Origin of the sequence: Paenibacillus sp. B01 (genome assembly GCF_009649995.1) — a bacterium.
Classification (GTDB): domain Bacteria; phylum Bacillota; class Bacilli; order Paenibacillales; family Paenibacillaceae; genus Paenibacillus_O; species Paenibacillus_O pasadenensis.
The window spans coordinates 5,112,104-5,131,010 of sequence record NZ_CP045802.1 but is presented as its reverse complement, the minus strand read 5'-3'; the positions used below and the strand labels follow the sequence as shown (position 1 = coordinate 5,131,010).

Genomic DNA, 18,907 nt, shown 5'->3' with positions numbered 1-18,907 from the left:
GATATGAGCGAAAAAGAGTTCGACCTGGAATCCGTACGCAACATCTACTGCATCGGCCGCAACTACCGCCTGCACGCCCTGGAGCTCGGCAACGAGGTGCCGAAATCGCCGATGGTGTTCACCAAGCCGACCCACGCGCTCGTCCCGATGGACGGACGCGAGGTCGAGCTGCCGGGTGCGGAAGGCGAGGTGCATTTCGAGCTGGAGATCGTGCTGCGCGCCGGCCGCGACTGGGAGCCGGGGCTGCCGGCGGACGAGCTGTTCGACGCGATGGCGCTCGGGCTCGACCTGACGCTGCGCGACGTGCAGAGCCGGCTCAAGGAGAAGGGCCATCCGTGGCTCGCCGCCAAAGGCTTCCTCGGCTCGTCGCCGCTCGGACCGTGGCGGCCTTATCCGGGCCTTGAGGGACTGAAGGGCGCGGACTTCTCCCTGCTGCGCGGAGCGGAGGTCGCCCAGCTCGGCAATGCCGCGGACATGATCTTCGCGCCGGATGTGCTGGCCGAGCATATCGGCTCCCGCTACGGGCTGCGCCGCGGCGACATCCTCTACACCGGCACGCCGGCCGGCGTAGCGGCGCTGCTCGACGGCGAGACGCTGACCGCGCTTTGGAACGGCGAGCCGGCTGGCTCGCTTCAGGTGAGGCTGCGGCCCTAGGCTTTCCTTGGCCGCTTGCGGACGGGCGGACCTGCCGCCATTCGCTGCCAGGCGGGGGAGCGGCGGCTTCCCTTCTTCGTTGACGAAAAGGCTGCCGAGACAGGCAGCCTTTTTTGCTTTCTCGGCAAAAGTGCGTCCGCCGCCCGCTGAGCCCTCGTTCATAGCCTTCTCCGTCCCCGCATAAGCTGTTCGAGAGGACCCGAGCACCAAAGCAGCAGCGAGGACGGTGAGTTGGTGACGAAGTTCAAACGAAAGCCGGAGGCGCATGACCGGGCCAACCGGCTGCGGTTCCACAACGTCAAGGAGCAGCATCTTTCGGTAGGGGACGTAGCCGACCGGCTGCTGCGCTTTGTCGCGGAGGACCCGCGGGCGAGCTATCACTTCGCGATCGGGACGGACTGCCAGGTGCACCCGAGCCATACGAAATTCATCACCGGGCTCGTGCTGCATCGGGTGGGCCGAGGGGCCTGGGCCTGCTACCGGCCGTACGTGCTCGGCCGCGAGCTGGATTCCATCCGCGAGAAGCTGGCGCTGGAGACGTCGCTGTCGCAGGAGATGGCCGCCCATCTGGAGGAGCTGAGCGTCGTGCCCCGCATGGAGGAGCTGCTGCTGCCGCATCTGTACCAAGGCGCGGAGCTGCGCGCCTTCATCGACATCGACGCCGGCACCGAGCCGTGTCTCAATCCGACCGCGCTGTACGTGCAGGAGATGATCTCCCGCGTGGAGACGATCGGGAGCTACGTGCCGCGCGTCAAGCCGGAGGCTTACTGCGCCTCCAGCTACGCCAACCGCTACACGAAGCGGCCGGCGAAGTTCGTCATGTAGCGCCGCCGGAAGCGGCGGAGCCGTGCTCAAAAGCCGTTTGCGGGCAGCCGCAGACGGCTTTTCGGCATGACGGGGCTTTCGGACTTCCGACCTTTCGGGGGCGAAACGCTCCGCCGAGCCGCCATGCCGAAAAGCGTTTCCGCGAAAACGCTTCATAAAAAAGAGTTTGACAACCAAAGCAAATCCCCGTAAAGTTGAACCGTTGTTTTAAACAACCGTTTAAATCAAAGGATAGGGGATCGAACGAATGAATCAAGCCTTCAAGGCCTTCCTGCAAAGGCCGACGACAAAAGCGGGCATCGCCACGGCGCTGCTCATGCAAGTGGTATTCTCCATCATCTGGATGACCGGATACAGCGGCGTGAACGATCGGATCGGCCAGCTGGCGATCGCCGTCGTGAGCGAGGATCGTCAAGCGGGCGACCAGCTGGCGCAGCAGCTCGTGCAGCAGCTGCCGTTCCGCATGGAGCAGTCGGACAGCCTGGCGGCGGCGAGGCAGGAGCTCGACGAGCGCGAGGTGCAGATGGTCGTGCACATTCCGGCGGACTTCACGGCGAGCGTGTTGGATCCGCAGGGCAAGGCTTCGCTGCACTACTTGCTCAACGAGTCCAACCCGGTCATGATCAAAAACGTGATGAGCTCGGTCGCGGCGCAAATTACGGCCGAGGCCAATGGCCGCGCCGCCGCGCAGGGCATCCAGGGCGCGCTGGCCGCGCAGGGCATGCCGCAGGAAGCGGCGGCGGCCGCCGCCGGCAGCCTCGCGCAGCGGGTCGAGGCCCAGCTGGAGTCGCTGCATGCCGTGGACGGCATGAACAACCAGATGGTGCCGATGATGCTCGTGCTGGCGTCCTGGGTCGGAGCGATGATCATGGCGCTGAATTTCTTCCAGTCCGGCATGGCCGTCGCCCATTCGACGACGAAATGGCAGCGCTTCGGGGCGCAGGCGTCGCTGACGGTCGTCATCGCCTTCGTCGTCTCGCTCGTCTCGGCAGGGCTGCTGGCCGCGCTGGGCGGCCAGATGGAGAGCGGCTTCCTGAGCGTCTGGCTGTTCATGCTGCTCATCCTGCTCAGCTTCATGTTCGTGTCGCAGATGGTGCTGCAGGTGCTCGGCATGGCCGGCATGTTCCTCAACATCATCCTGCTGTCGATGCAGCTGGTGAGCTCCGGAGCGATGCTGCCGCGCGAGCTGCTGCCGTCGTTCTACCATGGCATCGGCGAGTGGCTGCCGGCTACGCGCGCCGTCGAAGGCATGATGAACCTGCTGTTCGGCGGCTCGTCGACCGGTCCGGACGTGCTGGCGCTGGCGCTGACCGGCGCGGGGGCGCTGCTCGTCAGCGTGGCGGCCGTCGCGCTCAAGAAGGCCGGAGCTCCGGCGCAGCGCGCCGCTTCGCAGCCGGCGCCGTCGGCCCGCTGAGCGGGAACAGACGGACAGGAGGCGGCTTATGGGCAAGGTAGACGTGCGCGTCCGCATGCTGCGGGCCGCCAAGAAGCTGTTCGCGGAGCATGGCTTCGAAAAGACGACCATCCGGCAGATCTGCGAGGAGGCCTGCGCCAACGTAGCGCTCGTCTCCTATCATTTCGGCGGCAAGGACGGCGTCTTCGCCGCGATCTTCAACGAGTACTTCCCCGACCGGGACATCCGGTCGCTGGCGCCGGGCCCCGATCCCGAGGCCGATCTGAAGGTCATCATCCGCGAGATGACGCGGTTCCGCCGCCGCGAGCCCGAGCTGATCGCGATCATCCAGCAGGAGATGGCGCTGCGCTCCCCGCGCCGCGAGATCATCCAGTCGCACAAGTCGCTCATCCAGGTCCGCCTGCGGGAGTGCCTGGAGCGCGGCCGGGCGGAAGGCTGCTTCCGCTTCCGCTCGCTCCATACGACGCAGCTGTTCGTGATGGGCGCGCTTCTCGCCAACATGAGCATGATCGACATGCACGGCGTGCCGGAGATCGAGCGGCTGACCGCCGACGAGGTCGTCGCGGACTTGACGGCCTTCATCCTGGCCGCGGTCCGAGGGCAGACGGATGCCGACAGGAGCTAAAGGCGCAGCAAAAGGGCCGCTTTCGAGCAAGCCGGCATCGACCGGCTTCTCGAAGGCAGCCCTTTTTGGCATTCGACAGGGGAGGCGGGAGGAGCTTGAAACGATCAGGCGGAGGCGAACGCGTCCAGCATCCAGGCATGCTTCTCGATGCTTTCGTGGATCCCGAGCAGCAGGTCGGCGGTCGCGTCGTCGCCCGCCCCCTCGGCGTCGGCGATCGCTTGGCCGAGCTCCTGCGCGAGCGTCCGGTAGTCGGAGGCGACGGAACGGACCATCTCGATCGCGGACTCGTCGCCGGAGCCTTCCTGCAGCGTCGCCGCGGCCAGGAACTCGCGCATCGTGGACAGCGGGCGGCCGCCCGTGGCGAGCACGCGCTCGGCCAGCTCGTCGACGCGGGCCGCGGCTTCCCGGTACAGCTCCTCGAACTTGACGTGCAGCGTGAAGAAATGCGGCCCTTTCACGAGCCAGTGGAACTGGTGGAGCTTGGCGTACAGGACGCTCCAGTTGGCCAGCTGGAGATTGAGCGCGGCGTGGACGGCGGCGGCATCGACGGCTTTCGTGTTCGTTTGGGTCATGAGGGAACAGCTCCTTTGATTTATTTTTGTATTTGTTATTACATTAAAATTATTATAAATAAGCTGATTTGTCAAGGACATCCTCCGCATGGAGCCGGTTATTCTTTTTGAAGAGATGGCCGTCCTCCCTTTCAACGAAGCGCCGTCGGACCGATAACGTAATCAAATCCGTTAGAGAGACAGATGAGGACAAGAGGGGGAGAACGCCATGTTTGACTGGCTTGGCTTTCGAACGGGGCTGCCGCTGTGGATATCCTGCCGCCTGAACCGCGGCCGGACGGAGGACGTGAAGGAGATCTTCGAGGGCATCGCGGCCACGCGGGCGGCGCTGCTGCAGGATTGGGCGGAGGAATATTGGGGCCATATGAAGCGGCTGCGCCAGCAGCTGCAGCAGGAGGCCGGGGACGGAGGCGTGCAGGCGCTGCTGGCGGGCGGAGGCGGCGTCGATTCGCTGCGGGCGGCATATGGACGGGCGGGCGATTTCACGGAGCTGTTCTTCCTCGACCGGGAGGGATTCGTGACGGCATCGACTTTACCGCGGCACAGCGGGACTGCCTACTCGGAGGAAAGCGGAGAGGGGCTGGGTCTCGGGCTCGCGTATGCGAAGCGCATCGGCGGGCGCTGCCTGTTCGGCCCGTACCGGGACGAGCGGACGCTCGAGGCCGGGCCCCGCTCGTCGAGCTTCCACGACCGCATCACGCTGCTGTTCATCGAGCCGGTGCTGGAGGACGGGCGGTGGAGCGGAGCGCTCTGCGGACGAGTGCCGGGGGATGTGCTCGGCGATCTGATCCAGCGCGAGTCCGGGCATGTGTATCCCGATTCGGGCGACAACTATCTGTTCATGGCCAAGCCGGAGATCGACCGCACGATCGAGCCCGGCACGGCGCTGTCGCGCAGCCGCTTCGAGGATCGGACCTTCACGCATGGGGACAACCTCAAGGACGGAGTGCGGACCGATTATGGCGTCGTCGGCATCCGGGAGCATACCGAGCTGGAGCTGCGGTTCACCGATCCGGCGACGGGGGAGCTGCATCCCGGCGTGGCGAATACGATCCGGAACGGCTCCAACCTGTTCGTCGAGTTTCCAGGCTATTCGGACTACCGGCATATCCCCGTCATCGGCAAAGGCGTCACCTTCCGGCTGCCGCATCACCCCGATCTGTGGGGGATGATGTGCGAGGGCGATCTGGAGGAGGTGTACCGGATCCGGGGCATCGACTGGCAGCACCGGCGGAGCTCGGCGCTGTCGCTGCTGGCCGGGACGGCGCTGTTCGCGCTGCTCCTGGCCGTCCTGCTCAGGCTGGGCGCGGATCCGCTGACGCAGGCTGCCGCGGCCGTCGCGGCGTACGTCGTGCTTGGCGCCGCCGGCTCGCTGGCGGCCCGCCGCCGGGTGACGAGGCGGACGGCGGAGCGCCTCGGGGCGATCGCCCGCTTCATCCGGCTCAACGCCGAGGGCGGGGGCGACCTGACCCAGCGGCTGCGGACCGAGACGTTCGCGGGAGACGAGACGCGCGAGCTGGCCAAGTGGATCAACAACATGATCGACTCGCTCGAGGGCATCATGCTGCGCGTGCGGACCGCCTCCGGCGACGTCCGCGTCAGCCAGGGCGAGCTGAGCCGCAAGGCGGCCGAGCTGGCCGAGCGGACGGAGCGGGTCAGCGGCTCGATGGGGCAGATGATCGCCGGCACGGCCGCCCAGCTGGGCGACATCGAAGGCGCCAAAGCTTCGGCGCGGCAGATGCGGGAGCAGCTGCAGGAGCTCGAGGAGCAGGCCAGCCGCGAGATCGGCGTGGCGCGGAGCGAGGTGGAGCGCATCGGAGAGGCGATGGGCGCTATATCGGGTCGCATGGAGCAGTCCGGGCAGACGCTGGACGGGCTCGTGCAGGCGGTGCATCAGGTCGGCGAGGTGCTCGGGGCGATCGAGCAGATCTCGGCGCAGACGCATCTGCTCGCGCTGAACGCCTCGATCGAGGCGGCTCGCGCGGGCGAGAGCGGCCGCGGCTTCGCGGTCGTCGCCGGCGAGATCCGCAAGCTGTCGGAGATGACGCGCCAGTCGACGGAGCATGTCCGCTCCATCATCGGGGGCATCCAGGGCGAGGCGGAGCGCGCGACAGCCTCGATGGCCGAAGGCAGCCGCGCCGTCGAGACCGGACGGCAGCTGGCCGAGGCGGCCGGCGCCATGCTCATGGCCGCCGCCGCAGGCGACGGCCGCAAGGGCGAGGTTGCCGGCGAGGTCGCGCGGCTGATGGAGAGCATCGCGGAGGTGAGCCAGCACAACCGCCGGATCAGCGCCGAGGCGGAGCGCCAGATGCAGGAGCTGCAGCGGGAGATGGCCCAGGTGCAGGCGACCGCCGGCGAGGCCGAGGCGATCACCGGCCAGCTGCAAGGCATGGTCGGCCAATTCCACCTGACCGAATCGCGCGTGCGCTGAGGCCGGTCGGCAGGAGGCGCCGCATCGCGGCCTTTTTGCCCGTAAAATGTTCAAGGCCCGACCGGATCTCGCGATCCGATCGGGCCTTGCTGCGTTTCAAAAGCGCTGGCCGCCGCTAGAGCCGATAGAGCCGTCACGATGCCGAAGTCCCGGCTCGCTCGACACGGCAGCCGGGAGCGAGCGCAGTCGCGCTTTTGGAGCGGCGCCGGAGCCTAGCGGTCGCCGGTGATGCGGAGCCGGTACTCGCGCGTCCTCGGGCCGTCGAACTCGCAGAAGTAGATGCCTTGCCAGCGTCCGAGCGCGAGGCGTCCGCCTTCGATCGGGACGAGCTGGCTCGTGCCCGTCGTGAGCGCCTTCAGATGGGCGGCCGTATTGCCCTCGGCATGCCGATAGCCGGGATGCTCCCACGGATAGATCTCGTCCAGACGGAGCAGGATGTCGTGCTTGACGTCCGGATCGGCGTTCTCTTGGATGGTTAATCCAGCCGTCGTATGGGGACAGTATACCAGGACTTCTCCGCTCTGAATGCCGGCTGCCTGCACATGGGACTGGACCTGCCGGGTAATGTCGATCATTTCATCGCGCCGCAGCGTGCGCAGCGTTTCGGTGATCCGCATGGGCCTCGCTCCTATCCTTATTTGGCTTTCCAAAACCAAGCATCGCTGCCATCATAACCTCTGGTGGCGCGATCCTTCAACAATTGGTAAACTTATGGAACAAGCGGCGAATCCGTCCCGGACTGTCCGATCTTACATATCTTGCATCTCTTAAGGAGTGGTTCAATCTTGACGCATATCCGCAAAGCCATTATTCCAGCCGGCGGGCTGGGCACTCGCTTCCTTCCGGCGACCAAGGCGCAGCCGAAGGAAATGATGCCGCTGATCGACAAGCCGGCGATCCAATACATCGTCGAAGAGGCGGTCGCCTCCGGCATCGAGAGCATCATGATCGTGAGCGGCCGCAACAAGCGGGCGATCGAGGATCATTTCGACAAGTCCGTCGAGCTGGAGGCCGAGCTGGAGGAGCGGGGCAACGAGGAGATGCTCGAGCTCGTCCGCGGCATCTCCAAGCTGGCCGACATCGTCTACGTGCGCCAGCGGGAGCCGCTCGGGCTCGGCCATGCGGTGCTGTGCGCGCGCAGCTTCATCGGCAGCGAGCCGTTCGCGGTGCTGCTCGGCGACGACATCCTGCGCTCCGAGCAGCCCTGCCTGGGCGAAATGATGAACTACTACCGCGATACCGGCTCGTCGGTCATCTCCGTCATGGAGGTGCCGTGGGATCAGACGCATAAATACGGCATCGTCGATCTGGAAGGCGACGGCCTGTTCCCTCGCATCCGCAATCTTGTCGAAAAGCCGGCGCCCGGAGAAGCGCCGTCCAACTGGGCGGTCGTCGGCCGATATGTGCTCGATCCGGCCATATTCCGCCTGCTCGAGCGCGCCGAGCCCGGCAAGGGCGGCGAGATCCAGCTGACGGACAGCCTGCAGAAGCTGAACTCCGTGCTGCCGATGCACGCCTACAAGTTCCAGGGCCGCCGCCACGACGTCGGCGACAAGCTCGGCTTCGTGCAGGCGACGATCGACATGGCGCTCGAGCGGGACGATCTGGCCGAGGCCGTGCGCGACTACATGCGGAGCAAGCTGCATCCGGAGCCGGCCGCGACCTGATCCCCAGGCGTCATTCGCGCCAAGCCATCTTTGCGGATGGCTTTTTTCGGTTGGACCAAGGCTTTTTCCCCGGGATGATCGTCCTAATCGGGTGGATTGGAAACAAAACGCCGGCAAGCGGCGTATGAACGGAAGACGCTCCGAACCTCCGAGGAGGGCGGGCGAACGGAAAGATGGCGGAGGCATGAAGCGATGAGCAGTGGACCGGAATCGACGGAACGGGAATCGGGCGGCATCCGCACCCCATGCCCTTATTGCGGCTTCAAGACGCTGGACGACGAGGCCAGCTTCTGCAGCCGCTGCGGCAAGCCGCTGCATACGGCGGCTCTGCTCGTGCGGCGCCGCGAGCGGGTGGAATGGCTGGAGCAGATCCAGGAGATCGGGACCGCGCCGGCAGGAGGAACCCCGGACGCGCGGGAGCTGATGGAGCGCATGCGCGAGGACGAGCGGCTGGATCAGGCGGAGGAAAGCTCCTCCGAGCGGCCGCGTCCCGCCTACGCTCAAGCGGAGCGCCCTGCCGCCGGCTGGCGGGAGTCGCTGCGCCGCACGCGCAGGCAGTGGCTGCCGCCGGCGCTGGCGCTGCTGGTCGGCTGCGCGGGCATCGCGGGCGTGCTCGTCCGCGAGCTCAGGCTCAACGAGCGGGCCGAGGCGTGGCAGCAGCAGGCTTCGCGGGAAGCGCTCGCCGGCCGCTATCCGCAGGCGGAGCAGCTGCTCGAGCGGGCCGCGGAGATGCGGCCGGATGGAGCGGGGCTGCTGCGCGATCTTGACATTACGCGGCAGGCGCGGCGGCTCGACGATCAGGTCGAGGAAGCGGCGCGCCTGCTCGAAAGCGGCCGGCTCGAGCAGGCCGAGGGCGAGCTGAGGCAGGTGCAGGCGGCGGTGGCGAACCGCCAGGAGCGGGTGTTCGACCCTGTGCGAGGCCGCATCGGAGACGAGGCGGCGCGTCTCGCCGTCAAGCAGGTCTCGCAGGAGCTGGACGGGCTGGACAGCGTGGCGGAGCTCGCGGATCGGCTGCAGCGGCTGCGCGGCCTGCAGGATGCCGGCGCTTCCCAGCTGCGGCAGCGCATTCTCGACCTGATCGTCGAGACCGGCTCCGCCCAGGCGGAGGCGCTGCTGCGCGGACGCGACTATTCGGCAGCGCTCGCAGCCGTGGCGGAGGCGCGGGAGCATGCCGGAGCGGTCGAGCCGCTCAAGGAGCTGGAGGCGCGGATCGGACGCGAGCGGGAGAACTATGAGCGGCAGGAGCAGCAGCGTCTGGATGCGGCGCGCCAGATCGCTTACGACGAGCAGCTGCGTAACCGCACCGCCGCCGTGGCGGTGCGCGGCGTCAAGGTCAGCCGCGACGAGGAAGGACGGGCCGTCGTGTCCGGCGAGGTCGAGAGCAAGGCGACGCGCGGCATCCATTCCGTGCAGCTCGAATACAAGCTGCTCGATGCCGAAGGCCGCACCGTCGGCACGGTCACGGCAGGCACGGAGCCGGGCGTCTCGATCGAGCCGGGCGGCAGGGCTGCCTTCCGCGGCGCCGCATCGCTGCCTGCGGGCGAGCTGACCGCCATCATTACGAAGGCGACGTGGTACATTGAGTAGCCCGCCGGAAAGGAGGTCCCGCATGAAATGGAAGACGAGCTGGCCGGCGGCCCTTGCCGCCCTGCTCCTGCTGGCCGGCGGGACGGCTTCGCTGGCGATCCACCTCGACCTGCCTCGGCGGGCGGGGGCGGAGCCGCTGCTGGCCGTCCTCCCGAGCGGAGGAGCGGGCAGCGCCAGCGCTTTGAAGGAAGTCATTTTCAACACGCAGAAAAAGGTGTTCACGATCCAGAGCGACAGCGGCCTCGGCTCGGGCTTCCTGTACAACGACCGCGGCGACCTGCTGACGAACGCGCATGTCGTGGCCGGCTCCCGCACGGTGCGGGTGATCGCCTCCGACGCCAGAGAGCTGACCGGGGAAGTGATCGGCATCGGCAGCGAGCTCGACGTCGCCGTCGTGCGCGTGCCGGAGCTGTCCGGCTCCCAGCCGCTCAAGCTGGAGCGGACCGGACGGGTGGAGGTCGGCGATCCGGTGCTGGCGGTCGGCAGTCCGCTCGGCCTGCAGAGCACGGTGACGACCGGCATCGTCAGCGGCCTCGGGCGCAACTTCGCGATGAAGCCTTATATTTACCGCAATCTGTATCAGATCTCGGCGTCGATCGCTCCGGGCAACAGCGGAGGGCCGCTCGTCGATCAGCGTACGGGAGCGGTGCTCGGCATGAACTCGGCGGAGATGCAGGACGGGGAAATCGGCTTCAGCATCCCGATCGCGGACGTGCTCGGCATCGCCGAGGGCTGGTCGAACAGTCCGATGGAGGAGCTGCCCGGCGTCAGGGACGACGAGGCGGACACGGCGGCGGGCAAAAAGACGATTACGGACTATGCCGGCTACCTCGTATCCCGCTTCTACGAGAGCCTGAGCAACGGCGACTACTTGTACGCCTATTCGCTGCTCGGCTACAGCTGGAAGGCGCAGGACCCGTACGAGGACTTCCGCAAAGGCTATCTGCCGACGAAAAACGTCGTCATCAAGAGCTTGAACGTGACCCAGAACGGCGAGCGCAGCGCAACCGTCAAGGCGGTCATCGAGGCCGAGGAGCATGGTCAGGACGGGGCGAGCGTCAAGCGCAACTTCGAGGTGACGTACAAGGTCGGCTACGAGAACGACCAGCTCAAGCTGATCGACGGCAAGGGCAAGGAGCTGGATGCGGCAGGCAAGAAAGCGCCCAAGAAGAAAGGCTGACCGGGAGGGCCGGCCATGCCGGGAGCGGAAGATTCCGAGCGGCAGGCCGTCCTTGACAAGCCGAATCAGGCCGTGATATATAAACCTTGCTGGCACTCGAGCGATGAGAGTGCTAAGATTCAGGCACGAAGAGGAGAGAGTCGAAGTGGAAAAGAAACCGTTCCTGGCGGAATCGAAGCGTCTTCTGGACATGATGATCAACTCGATCTACACCCAGAAAGAGATCTTTCTGCGCGAACTCATCAGCAACAGCAGCGACGCCATCGACAAGATCTACTATAAAGCGCTTACCGACGACAGCCTGACGTTCGATCAGGACAGCTATTATATCGAGGTCAAGCCGGACAAGGCGGCCCGCACGCTGACGATCGCGGACACCGGCATCGGCATGACGCGCGAGGAGCTCGAGACGAACCTCGGCACGATCGCCAAAAGCGGCTCGCTCGCGTTCAAGCAGGAGAACGAGTCCAAGGACGGCCGCGACATCATCGGCCAGTTCGGCGTCGGCTTCTACGCGTCGTTCATGGTCGCTGACAAGGTGACGGTCGTCTCCCGCGCGCTCGGCGAGGAGCAGGCATGGCGCTGGGAATCCGAAGGCGCGGACGGCTACACGATCGAGCCGGCCGACAAAGCCGCCATCGGCACGGAGATCACGCTGCACATCAAGCCGGACACCGAGGACGAAAGCTACGAGGACTACCTGAACGAGTACCGGCTGAAGGCGCTCGTCAAGAAATATTCGGACTTCATCCGCTATCCGATCAAGATGGAGCTGACCTCCAGCCGTCCGAAGGAAGGCGCCGAGGGCGAGTTCGAGGAATTCTCGGAGCAGCAGACGATCAACAGCATGGTGCCGATCTGGCGCAAGAACAAGTCCGAGCTGAAGGCGGAGGACTACGAGAGCTTCTACCACGAGAAGCGCTACGGCTTCGACAAGCCGCTCGCGCATGTGCATGTGAGCGCCGACGGCGCGGTCGTCTATCAGGCGATCCTGTACGTCCCGGAGACGATCCCGTTCGACTACTACACCAAGGAGTACGAAAAAGGGCTCGAGCTGTATTCCCGCGGCGTGCTCATCATGAACAAATGCGCCGACCTGCTGCCGGACTACTTCAGCTTCGTCAAGGGCATGGTCGACTCCGAGAGCCTGTCGCTCAACATCTCCCGCGAGCTGCTGCAGCATGACCGTCAGCTCAAGCAGATCGCCAAGAACATTGAGTCGAAGATCAAGGGCGCGCTCCAGAGCATGCTCAAAAACGAGCGCGAGAAGTACGAGAAGTTCTTCGGCTCGTTCGGCCGCCAGATGAAGTTCGGCGTGTACAGCGACTACGGCGCGCACAAGGAGACGCTGCAGGACCTGCTGCTGTTCACCTCGTCCAAGGACAAAGCGCTCGTGACGCTGGCCGAGTACGTCTCCCGCATGCCGGAGGACCAGAAGTACATCTACTACGCGAGCGGCTCCTCCGCCGAGCGCATCGAGAAGCTGCCGCAGACCGAGCTCGTGCTCGACAAGGGCTATGAGATCCTGTACTTCACCGACGACATCGACGAGTTCGCGATCCGCATGCTGACGAGCTACAAGGACAAGGAATTCCGCTCCGTCTCGAGCGGCGACCTGGGCATCGAGGATGAGAGCAAGCCGGAGGACGAAGCGGCCGACGAGGAGAACAAGCCGCTGTTCGAGGCGATGGCGGGGCTGCTGGGCGGCAAGGTGAGCGCGGTCCGCGCCTCCAAGCGCCTGCGCAAGCATCCGGTCTGCTTCGCGACCGAGGGCGACCTGACGATCGAGATGGAGAAGGTGCTGGCGGCGATGCCCGACAGCTCCGGCGTCAAGGCGCAGAAGGTGCTCGAGATCAACACCGGCCACGACGTGTTCCGCGCGCTCAAGGAAGCCCACGCCGCCGATCCGGCCAAGCTCGAGCTGTTCACCTCGCTGCTGTACAGCCAGGCGCTGCTCATCGAGGGGCTGCCGATCGAGGATCCGGTCGAGTTCACGAACCAGATCTGCCAGGTGATGGTGTAATTCTTCCGACGGTAAAAAAAAGCAAAGCCTCCGTTCCGCATCGCTGCGGGACGGAGGCTTTTTGGGCTGCGCCGCCCTAGGGCGGGTTTGCCGCCAGGCCCTAGCTCTGGCCGATGACGATCAGCTCGATCCCGATCACGTCGCGGCGGTGGACGGGGAAGCTCAGCAGGGAGTGGGGGATCTGCCGCCCGTTGAGCCTCAGCACGTACTGGACGCCGTTCCCGATCCGCACGTCGTCGGTCGTATCGTTGCGGACGCCGCCGACGGCCTGCACGCCGCTCGTCGTCGCCCGGACGACCCCGGTGTAGTCGAGCGCCTGGGCGATGTTCATGCCTTCATAAAAGGGAATCTGGTAGTCCTCCGTGACGTAGGGGAACGACTCCCCGCCGTCGATCCGCACCGTCACGGGCGGAGCGGGAGCATTCGGCGCCGCCGTCGGCCCCGGCGGAACCGAGCCGACCGGCGCCATGGCGGAGACGGCCGCCGTCTCCGCAGGGCTCGCGGCCAGCGCTGGCGCCGCCGCCCCGGGGCCGAACGGGAACGGCCCGGGTCCGGGCGGCCAAGGCCCCGGCCCCGGAGGGAACGGCCCCGGTCCGGGCGGCCAAGGCCCCGGCCCCGGAGGGAACGGCCCGGGTCCGGGCGGCCAAGGCCCCGGCCCTGGAGGGAACGGCCCGGGTCCGGGCGGCCAAGGCCCCGGCCCCGGAGGGAACGGCCCCGGTCCTCCGGGCCAAGGCCCCGGCCCCGGAGGGAACGGCCCCGGTCCGGGCGGCCAAGGGCCAGGGCCCGGAGGGAACGGCCCGGGTCCGGGCGGCCAAGGCCCCGGCCCCGGAGGAACGGCCCGGGGCCGGGGAAGCCGCCGCCCGGGCCAAGCGGCGGAAACAGGCCGCCGCCGAACGGCGGGAAGAGCGTCGGCGGCGTAGGAGGGATCGGCGGCGGCGCGGGCTGGAACGCGCGAGGACTGCCGCATCCGCAGTCGCCCCCTGCCTGGACATAGCGATAGGCGCTGTTGGGAGCGTAATACAAGTAAGGCTGTGACATACCGGTCGAACAGCTCCTTCCGTCTGGCGCATGGCTGAAAACGCAGGATGCATTAGCCTATGCGGCAGGAGCCTATCCTCTTGACCGACGTCGGAATATTTTCTGGCGGTTCGGCCGAATCGCGATTGATCCGAACGATACTCACAAGCGCTATCGAGCCGGAAAGCAAAGGTTTGTAATTTTAACGAACCTGAGGCAGCGGGCAGCAGACAGCGGACAACGGCGAATATCGGACAGCGGACTTGGAGAGATCGATCGCGCTCGAAATCGAAAAAGCCCGCCCGCAGCATAATGCTGCAGGCAGGCTTGTCCAAGGGCAAGAAGGCTTACTTCGCGACCGCTTCGTAGCGCTTGCCGACTTCGTCCCAGTTCACGACGTTCCAGAACGCCTTGATGTAGTCGGGACGCTTGTTTTGATACTTGAGGTAGTAGGCATGCTCCCACACGTCCAGGCCGAGCAGAGGCGTTTCGCCTTCCATGATCGGGCTGTCCTGGTTGGGCAGGCTGTATACTTTCAGCTTGCCGGCTTTGTCGGCGGCGAGGAAGGCCCAGCCGCTGCCGAAGCGCGTCGTAGCCGCTTTGGCGAAGTCTTCTTGGAACTTGGCGAAGCCGCCCAGCTCGCTCTCGATCGCTTCAGCCAGCTTGCCCGTCGGAGCGCCGCCGGCATTCGGGGCGATCGTCGTCCAGAACAGGCTGTGGTTGGCATGTCCGCCGCCGTTGTTGCGGACGGCCGTGCGGATGGACTCCGGCACGCTGCTGAGGTCGGCGATCAGGTCCTCGACGGACTTGGATGCGAGCTCGGGAGCGGACTCCAGAGCGGCATTGAGGTTCGTCACGTACGTGTTGTGATGGCGGTCGTGGTGGATCTCCATCGTCTGCGCGTCGATATGCGGCTCCAGAGCGTCGTTTGCATACGGAAGTGCTGGAAGTTCATGTGCCATGATCAAAAAACCTCCTCGAATGATATGTAGCGATTCCAGATCATTATCCCTCAAGCCCTTGAATAAATCAACATTTTTCTTTCAAAAGTCGGGCGGACTGCGAGCCGACATCTAGAATGCCACAAAAACGATCGTTTATGCTTACCCGTGCGCTATAAAGTTCAAACGGTCGGGTAAGCGTTATCAATAAAGCGCTTTCAACGAAATGTAAGCGCAATGTTAAATTTAATGCGGTTTTTTGGACAAAAAGTCTCGCTTTCCTTTACTTTTGTCGTATAATCAAACTTAGCTTTTACCAATGACATTGAATGTAAGGGAGCTAAGCATTCATGCATGTTCGTTCTTTCCAGCTCGCCGACTACCGCGGCGCGACCTCCTTGCTGCAATCGGTTCTGTGCGAAGAGTGCTACGAGGAAACGAAGGAAGCTCTCAGCAGGCAGCTGTCCTGGGACAGCGATCTCGTGCTCGTCGCATCGGATGGAGATCAGCTCGCCGGCATCATCATCGGCACGATCGACAACAACCGAGGGTACTACTACCGTGTCGCCGTCCACAAGGACTACCGAGGACGCGGCATCGCCAAGGGCCTCATCTCCCGGCTGCGCGCCCGCTTCGAGCAGCGCAACGTCTCCAAGATTCTCGTCACGGCGGACAGGCATAACGAACCCGTACTTACGCTCTACAGCTCACTCGGCTTCGAGCCGAGCGACTTCTATCATTCGTTCCAGAAACTCAGCATCGTGGCGGGCTAGGACGAGCCCTGGCCGGATTTTTTCCGGACAGGCGCTCGCCGGCCAAGCCGCCCTTTCCTTCAAGCATGTCCGGCGTCCATTGATTTTGGCGCCCGGATATGCTTTTCTTATTACTATGATGGTTTAAGTCAGGGAGTGCGTAAGTGGACACGTATCGGCGCTGTTATATCAAAAGCTTCAAGCACGACGGCCATCTTCACCGCCAGTGGCAGAAGAACTGGCTCGTTCCCGACCGCTTGCTGCTGCCGCAGCAGGCCGAGGAGAACATGATCGTGCTGATCAACAACCAGACTCCGATCACGGAGGCGGACGGCTCGGTATGGGTCAGCCGCGTGCCGGCCGTATCCTTTTTCCTGCCTGGCAAGTGGTACAACGTCGTCGCGATGATGGAGGACTTCGGCATCCGCTACTACTGCAACCTCGCCTCGCCGCCGTACCTGACGGGAGACGTGCTGACGTACATCGACTACGACCTCGACGTCATCCGTACGGCGAACGGCGACCTGGCGGTCGTCGACCGCGACGAGTACGAGCGCCACAAGACGGACTACCGCTATCCGCCGATCGTCGACGCCAAGGTCGGCCAAGGGCTGCGCGAGGTGACGCAGCGGATCCGCGCCGGCGAGCCGCCGTTCGAGGACGAGATCGTGCTGCGCTATTACGAGGCCTGGGCGAACCGTCCAGTCCGGGAAGAGGAGGGGCCGGCATGACGGAGCCTGTCGCGGCCGGGCTGCCGGCCGAGCCGCAGCCGCAGCCGCGTCCAGCCGCCCGCAGGCGAGAGCTGTCCGCGCTGCTGCGGACGGCCGTCGTCGTGGCGGCGGTCGTGCTTTTTTTGAACCGCTTCGTGCTGAACCTGTCGATCGTCGAGGGCGACTCGATGCAGCCGACGCTTCATCCGGGCGACTGGCTGCTCGTCAGCCGGCTCGCCGGCGACGCGCTGCCGATCCATCTGGGCGATGTGGTCATCCTGCGCGATCCGCGACCGGAGGACGGCAGTCCGGGGTACCTCGTGAAGCGCGTCGTCGGACTGCCCGGAGACGTAGTCGAGCTGCGCCAGGGACAGCTGCTGCGCAACGGGCTTCCGGTGCCGGAGCTTTACGCCGACCGGGCGCCGGCGCTCGAGAATTTCCAGGCGGTGCAGGTGGAGCCGGGGCATTATTTCGTGCTCGGCGACAATCGGCAGTGGAGGGCGAGCCGCGACAGCCGCACGTTCGGCGCCGTCGACGCGAGCGACATCACGGGCCGGGCCGAGCTGCTGCTCTGGCCGCTGGACCATGCCGGACGCCTGTAGGCGGCCGGCGAGAGCGGCGGAGCCGCCGTCCGCCATTTACCGTGGAAGAGGAGCGATAGCATGAAGGAAGTGACCGTATACACCGACGGCGCGTGCTCCGGCAATCCGGGTCCCGGAGGCTGGGCGGCCGTGCTGTTCTACGGCGACAAGCGCAAGGAGATCTCCGGAGCCGAGCCGCATACGACGAACAACCGCATGGAGATTCAGGCGGTCATCGAGGCGCTGGCGCTGCTCAAGGTGCCGTGCCGCGTCACCGTGCACAGCGATTCGGCGTACGTCGTGAACTGCTTTCAGAACAACTGGATCCGGGGCTGGCTGCGCAACGGCTGGAAGAACAGCAAGGGCCAGCCGGTCGAGAACAAGGAGCTCTGGCAGCGGCTGTGGGAGCTGATGGGCATCCACGAGGTGGCTTACGTCAAGGTCAAGGGCCACAGCGACAACGAATGGAACAACCGCTGCGACGAGCTGGCCGTAGGCGCCATCAAGGCGATGCGGGCCGGCGGCAAGGGGTAAGGGAGCTAGGGGAGCGGGGGCTGCGCGGCTAGCGCGGCCCCGCTTCCGTTTCGCGACGGGCAGACGACGGCTGGGGCGAGGGAAAGGAGGAGGAGAAGATGGATCGAACCGCAGCAGACGCCGGCTTCTGGAGCCGGCTCAAGTCCGAAATGAAGGAAGCCGCCTACGGGCTCGGCATCGACGATATCGGCGTGGCGTCGCCGGAGCCGTTCGCGGCGCTCAAGGGGCGGCTCATCCGCCATCGCGAGCTCGGCTACGAGTCCGGCTTCGAGCCGAAGGACATCGAGCGGCGCGTCGATCCGTCGCTCCTGTTCGACGAGCCGCTGTCGATCATCGCGATCGCGGTCGGCTACCCGTCCAAGCTGCAGGATCCGCCCAAGTCGGAGCCCGGCGCGCGCCGCGGCATCCTGTCCCGCTCCTCCTGGGGAGAGGATTACCATACGGTGCTGCGCGACCGGCTGGCGCGGCTGGAGGCATGGCTGCGCGAGCGCGTGCCGGAGCTGCGGGCCGAGTCGATGGTCGATACGGGCGAGCTGAGCGACCGGGCGGTCGCCGAGCGGGCAGGCATCGGCTGGAGCGGCAAAAACAGCTTCATCCTGAACCGCAAGCACGGCACGTTCATCTTTCTCGCCGAGATGATCACGAACCTGCCGCTCGAGCCCGATTCGCCGGTCGAGGACGGCTGCGGCAGCTGCACGAAGTGCATCGACGCCTGCCCGACGGGCGCGCTTGTCGGACCGGGCCAGCTCAACGCACAGCGCTGCGTCTCGTATTTGACCCAGACCAAGGAGATGGTGTCGGACGAGCTGATGCGCAAGATCGGCAACCGGCTGTACGGCTGCGACACCTGCCAGATCGTCTGCCCCGTCAACCGGGGCGTCAACGTGACGCGGCATCCGGAATTCCAGCCCGACCCCGAGCAGGTCAAGCCGCTGCTGGAGCCGCTGCTGGAGATCGGCAACCGCGAGTACAAGGAGCGGTACGGGCGCAACGCTTCGTCCTGGCGCGGCAAAAAGCCGATCCAGCGCAACGCGGTCATCGCGCTCGGCAACTTCAAGGAGAAGTCGGCCGTGCCCGCGCTCATCCGCGTGCTGCAGCAGGATCCGCGGCCGGTGCTGCGCGGCACGGCCGCCTGGTCGCTCGGGCGGATCGGCGGGCCCGAGGCCGAGGCCGCGCTCGCCGAGGCGGCGGAGCGCGAGAGTGACGAGGAGGCCCGCTCCTGGGCGGCACGCTCGCTCGCCTCGCTGCGGGAGCAGGCCGAGGCCGACGGCGGAGCCGCCGCTGCGCAGCCGAAAGCAAAGGCGGCGGACGCTGCCGGGACCGCGGTTGAAATTGCGCGGCCCCCCCGATAATGCTAAGATGGAAGAGCTCTATCGACCCTGATTAAAGGACAG

Annotated in this window: 18 protein-coding genes; 14 read left to right on the top strand and 4 right to left on the bottom strand. The window is 65.6% G+C overall.

The features are described from left to right. Positions 1–3: 3 nt before the first annotated feature. From GE073_RS22010 to GE073_RS21995, 4 genes are all read left to right on the top strand, one after another. Positions 4–654: a fumarylacetoacetate hydrolase family protein gene (locus GE073_RS22010; protein WP_101807744.1), complete on the top strand. Its 651-nt coding sequence runs from the start codon at positions 4–6 to the stop codon at positions 652–654. Between the two features lie 234 nt (positions 655–888). Further along, complete coding sequence (locus tag GE073_RS22005; protein ID WP_153784385.1) at positions 889–1,479, top strand: ribonuclease H-like YkuK family protein; 591 nt, start codon at positions 889–891, stop codon at positions 1,477–1,479. Between the two features lie 247 nt (positions 1,480–1,726). Further along, positions 1,727–2,893 (top strand): YhgE/Pip domain-containing protein, encoded by a 1,167-nt coding sequence (locus tag GE073_RS22000; protein WP_153784384.1) that lies wholly within the window; start codon positions 1,727–1,729, stop codon positions 2,891–2,893. Between the two features lie 28 nt (positions 2,894–2,921). Then, a complete protein-coding gene (locus GE073_RS21995; protein WP_101807742.1) occupies positions 2,922–3,518 on the top strand; it encodes a TetR/AcrR family transcriptional regulator in 597 nt (198 codons plus the stop codon). 104 nt (positions 3,519–3,622) lie between these two features. On the opposite strand, the gene GE073_RS21990 is transcribed toward GE073_RS21995, so the two are convergent. Next, positions 3,623–4,090, bottom strand: coding sequence for a Dps family protein (locus GE073_RS21990; protein WP_101807741.1), 468 nt, complete (start codon positions 4,088–4,090; stop codon positions 3,623–3,625). A 208-nt stretch (positions 4,091–4,298) separates the two neighbouring features. On the opposite strand from GE073_RS21990, the gene GE073_RS21985 reads away from it, so the two are divergent. Further along, positions 4,299–6,521, top strand: coding sequence for a methyl-accepting chemotaxis protein (locus GE073_RS21985; protein ID WP_153784383.1), 2,223 nt, complete (start codon positions 4,299–4,301; stop codon positions 6,519–6,521). A 212-nt stretch (positions 6,522–6,733) separates the two neighbouring features. Here GE073_RS21985 and GE073_RS21980 read toward each other — a convergent pair whose 3' ends face one another. Beyond that, on the bottom strand, positions 6,734–7,138 hold the full coding sequence (locus GE073_RS21980) for a secondary thiamine-phosphate synthase enzyme YjbQ (RefSeq protein WP_101807739.1): 405 nt from the start codon (positions 7,136–7,138) through the stop codon (positions 6,734–6,736). Positions 7,139–7,306: 168 nt separating this feature from the next. Here GE073_RS21980 and galU point away from each other — a divergent pair, with 168 nt between their 5' ends. The 4 genes from galU (at position 7,307) to htpG (ending at position 12,978) form a co-directional block, all read left to right on the top strand. After that, positions 7,307–8,188: a UTP--glucose-1-phosphate uridylyltransferase GalU gene (galU, locus tag GE073_RS21975; protein WP_146000452.1), complete on the top strand. Its 882-nt coding sequence runs from the start codon at positions 7,307–7,309 to the stop codon at positions 8,186–8,188. 192 nt (positions 8,189–8,380) lie between these two features. Then, a complete protein-coding gene (locus GE073_RS21970; RefSeq protein WP_153784382.1) occupies positions 8,381–9,775 on the top strand; it encodes an FxLYD domain-containing protein in 1,395 nt (464 codons plus the stop codon). A 22-nt stretch (positions 9,776–9,797) separates the two neighbouring features. After that, entirely contained in the window at positions 9,798–10,955 is a 1,158-nt protein-coding gene (locus GE073_RS21965; RefSeq protein ID WP_153784381.1) for a S1C family serine protease, read from the top strand. 145 nt (positions 10,956–11,100) lie between these two features. Next, the gene (gene htpG / locus GE073_RS21960; protein ID WP_153784380.1) at positions 11,101–12,978 is read left to right on the top strand and encodes a molecular chaperone HtpG; all 1,878 of its coding nucleotides are present in this window, start codon (positions 11,101–11,103) and stop codon (positions 12,976–12,978) included. 100 nt (positions 12,979–13,078) lie between these two features. Here htpG and GE073_RS21955 read toward each other — a convergent pair whose 3' ends face one another. Further along, positions 13,079–13,447 (bottom strand): hypothetical protein, encoded by a 369-nt coding sequence (locus GE073_RS21955; RefSeq protein WP_153784379.1) that lies wholly within the window; start codon positions 13,445–13,447, stop codon positions 13,079–13,081. An 895-nt stretch (positions 13,448–14,342) separates the two neighbouring features. Continuing rightward, a complete protein-coding gene (locus tag GE073_RS21950) occupies positions 14,343–14,957 on the bottom strand; it encodes a superoxide dismutase (protein ID WP_153784378.1) in 615 nt (204 codons plus the stop codon). Between the two features lie 329 nt (positions 14,958–15,286). Here GE073_RS21950 and GE073_RS21945 point away from each other — a divergent pair, with 329 nt between their 5' ends. The 5 genes from GE073_RS21945 (at position 15,287) to queG (ending at position 18,865) form a co-directional block, all read left to right on the top strand. Continuing rightward, on the top strand, positions 15,287–15,709 hold the full coding sequence (locus tag GE073_RS21945) for a GNAT family N-acetyltransferase (RefSeq protein WP_153784377.1): 423 nt from the start codon (positions 15,287–15,289) through the stop codon (positions 15,707–15,709). Between the two features lie 143 nt (positions 15,710–15,852). Then, complete coding sequence (locus tag GE073_RS21940; protein WP_153784376.1) at positions 15,853–16,419, top strand: DUF402 domain-containing protein; 567 nt, start codon at positions 15,853–15,855, stop codon at positions 16,417–16,419. Next, positions 16,416–17,000, top strand: coding sequence for a signal peptidase I (lepB, locus tag GE073_RS21935; protein ID WP_101807721.1), 585 nt, complete (start codon positions 16,416–16,418; stop codon positions 16,998–17,000). Before GE073_RS21940 ends, lepB begins: the two co-directional genes overlap by 4 nt. Before the next feature lie 60 nt (positions 17,001–17,060). Beyond that, positions 17,061–17,513: a ribonuclease HI gene (rnhA, locus tag GE073_RS21930; RefSeq protein WP_101807720.1), complete on the top strand. Its 453-nt coding sequence runs from the start codon at positions 17,061–17,063 to the stop codon at positions 17,511–17,513. Positions 17,514–17,611: 98 nt separating this feature from the next. Beyond that, positions 17,612–18,865 (top strand): tRNA epoxyqueuosine(34) reductase QueG, encoded by a 1,254-nt coding sequence (queG, locus tag GE073_RS21925; RefSeq protein WP_153784375.1) that lies wholly within the window; start codon positions 17,612–17,614, stop codon positions 18,863–18,865. The last annotated feature ends 42 nt before the right edge of the window (positions 18,866–18,907 follow it).

Excerpts from the sequence above, each read along its gene's own strand:
- rnhA (WP_101807720.1), top strand. The coding sequence starts at position 17,061 with ATGAAGGAAGTGACCGTATACACCGACGGCGCGTGCTCCGGCAATCCG.
- queG (WP_153784375.1), top strand. The coding sequence starts at position 17,612 with ATGGATCGAACCGCAGCAGACGCCGGCTTCTGGAGCCGGCTCAAGTCC.
- GE073_RS21980 (WP_101807739.1), bottom strand. The coding sequence starts at position 7,138 with ATGCGGATCACCGAAACGCTGCGCACGCTGCGGCGCGATGAAATGATC.
- GE073_RS21945 (WP_153784377.1), top strand. The coding sequence starts at position 15,287 with ATGCATGTTCGTTCTTTCCAGCTCGCCGACTACCGCGGCGCGACCTCC.
- GE073_RS21970 (WP_153784382.1), top strand. The coding sequence starts at position 8,381 with ATGAGCAGTGGACCGGAATCGACGGAACGGGAATCGGGCGGCATCCGC.
- GE073_RS21985 (WP_153784383.1), top strand. The coding sequence starts at position 4,299 with ATGTTTGACTGGCTTGGCTTTCGAACGGGGCTGCCGCTGTGGATATCC.
- GE073_RS21995 (WP_101807742.1), top strand. The coding sequence starts at position 2,922 with ATGGGCAAGGTAGACGTGCGCGTCCGCATGCTGCGGGCCGCCAAGAAG.
- GE073_RS22010 (WP_101807744.1), top strand. The coding sequence starts at position 4 with ATGAGCGAAAAAGAGTTCGACCTGGAATCCGTACGCAACATCTACTGC.
- GE073_RS21950 (WP_153784378.1), bottom strand. The coding sequence starts at position 14,957 with ATGGCACATGAACTTCCAGCACTTCCGTATGCAAACGACGCTCTGGAG.
- GE073_RS21965 (WP_153784381.1), top strand. The coding sequence starts at position 9,798 with ATGAAATGGAAGACGAGCTGGCCGGCGGCCCTTGCCGCCCTGCTCCTG.
- lepB (WP_101807721.1), top strand. The coding sequence starts at position 16,416 with ATGACGGAGCCTGTCGCGGCCGGGCTGCCGGCCGAGCCGCAGCCGCAG.
- GE073_RS21955 (WP_153784379.1), bottom strand. The coding sequence starts at position 13,447 with ATGGCGCCGGTCGGCTCGGTTCCGCCGGGGCCGACGGCGGCGCCGAAT.
- GE073_RS21990 (WP_101807741.1), bottom strand. The coding sequence starts at position 4,090 with ATGACCCAAACGAACACGAAAGCCGTCGATGCCGCCGCCGTCCACGCC.
- GE073_RS22000 (WP_153784384.1), top strand. The coding sequence starts at position 1,727 with ATGAATCAAGCCTTCAAGGCCTTCCTGCAAAGGCCGACGACAAAAGCG.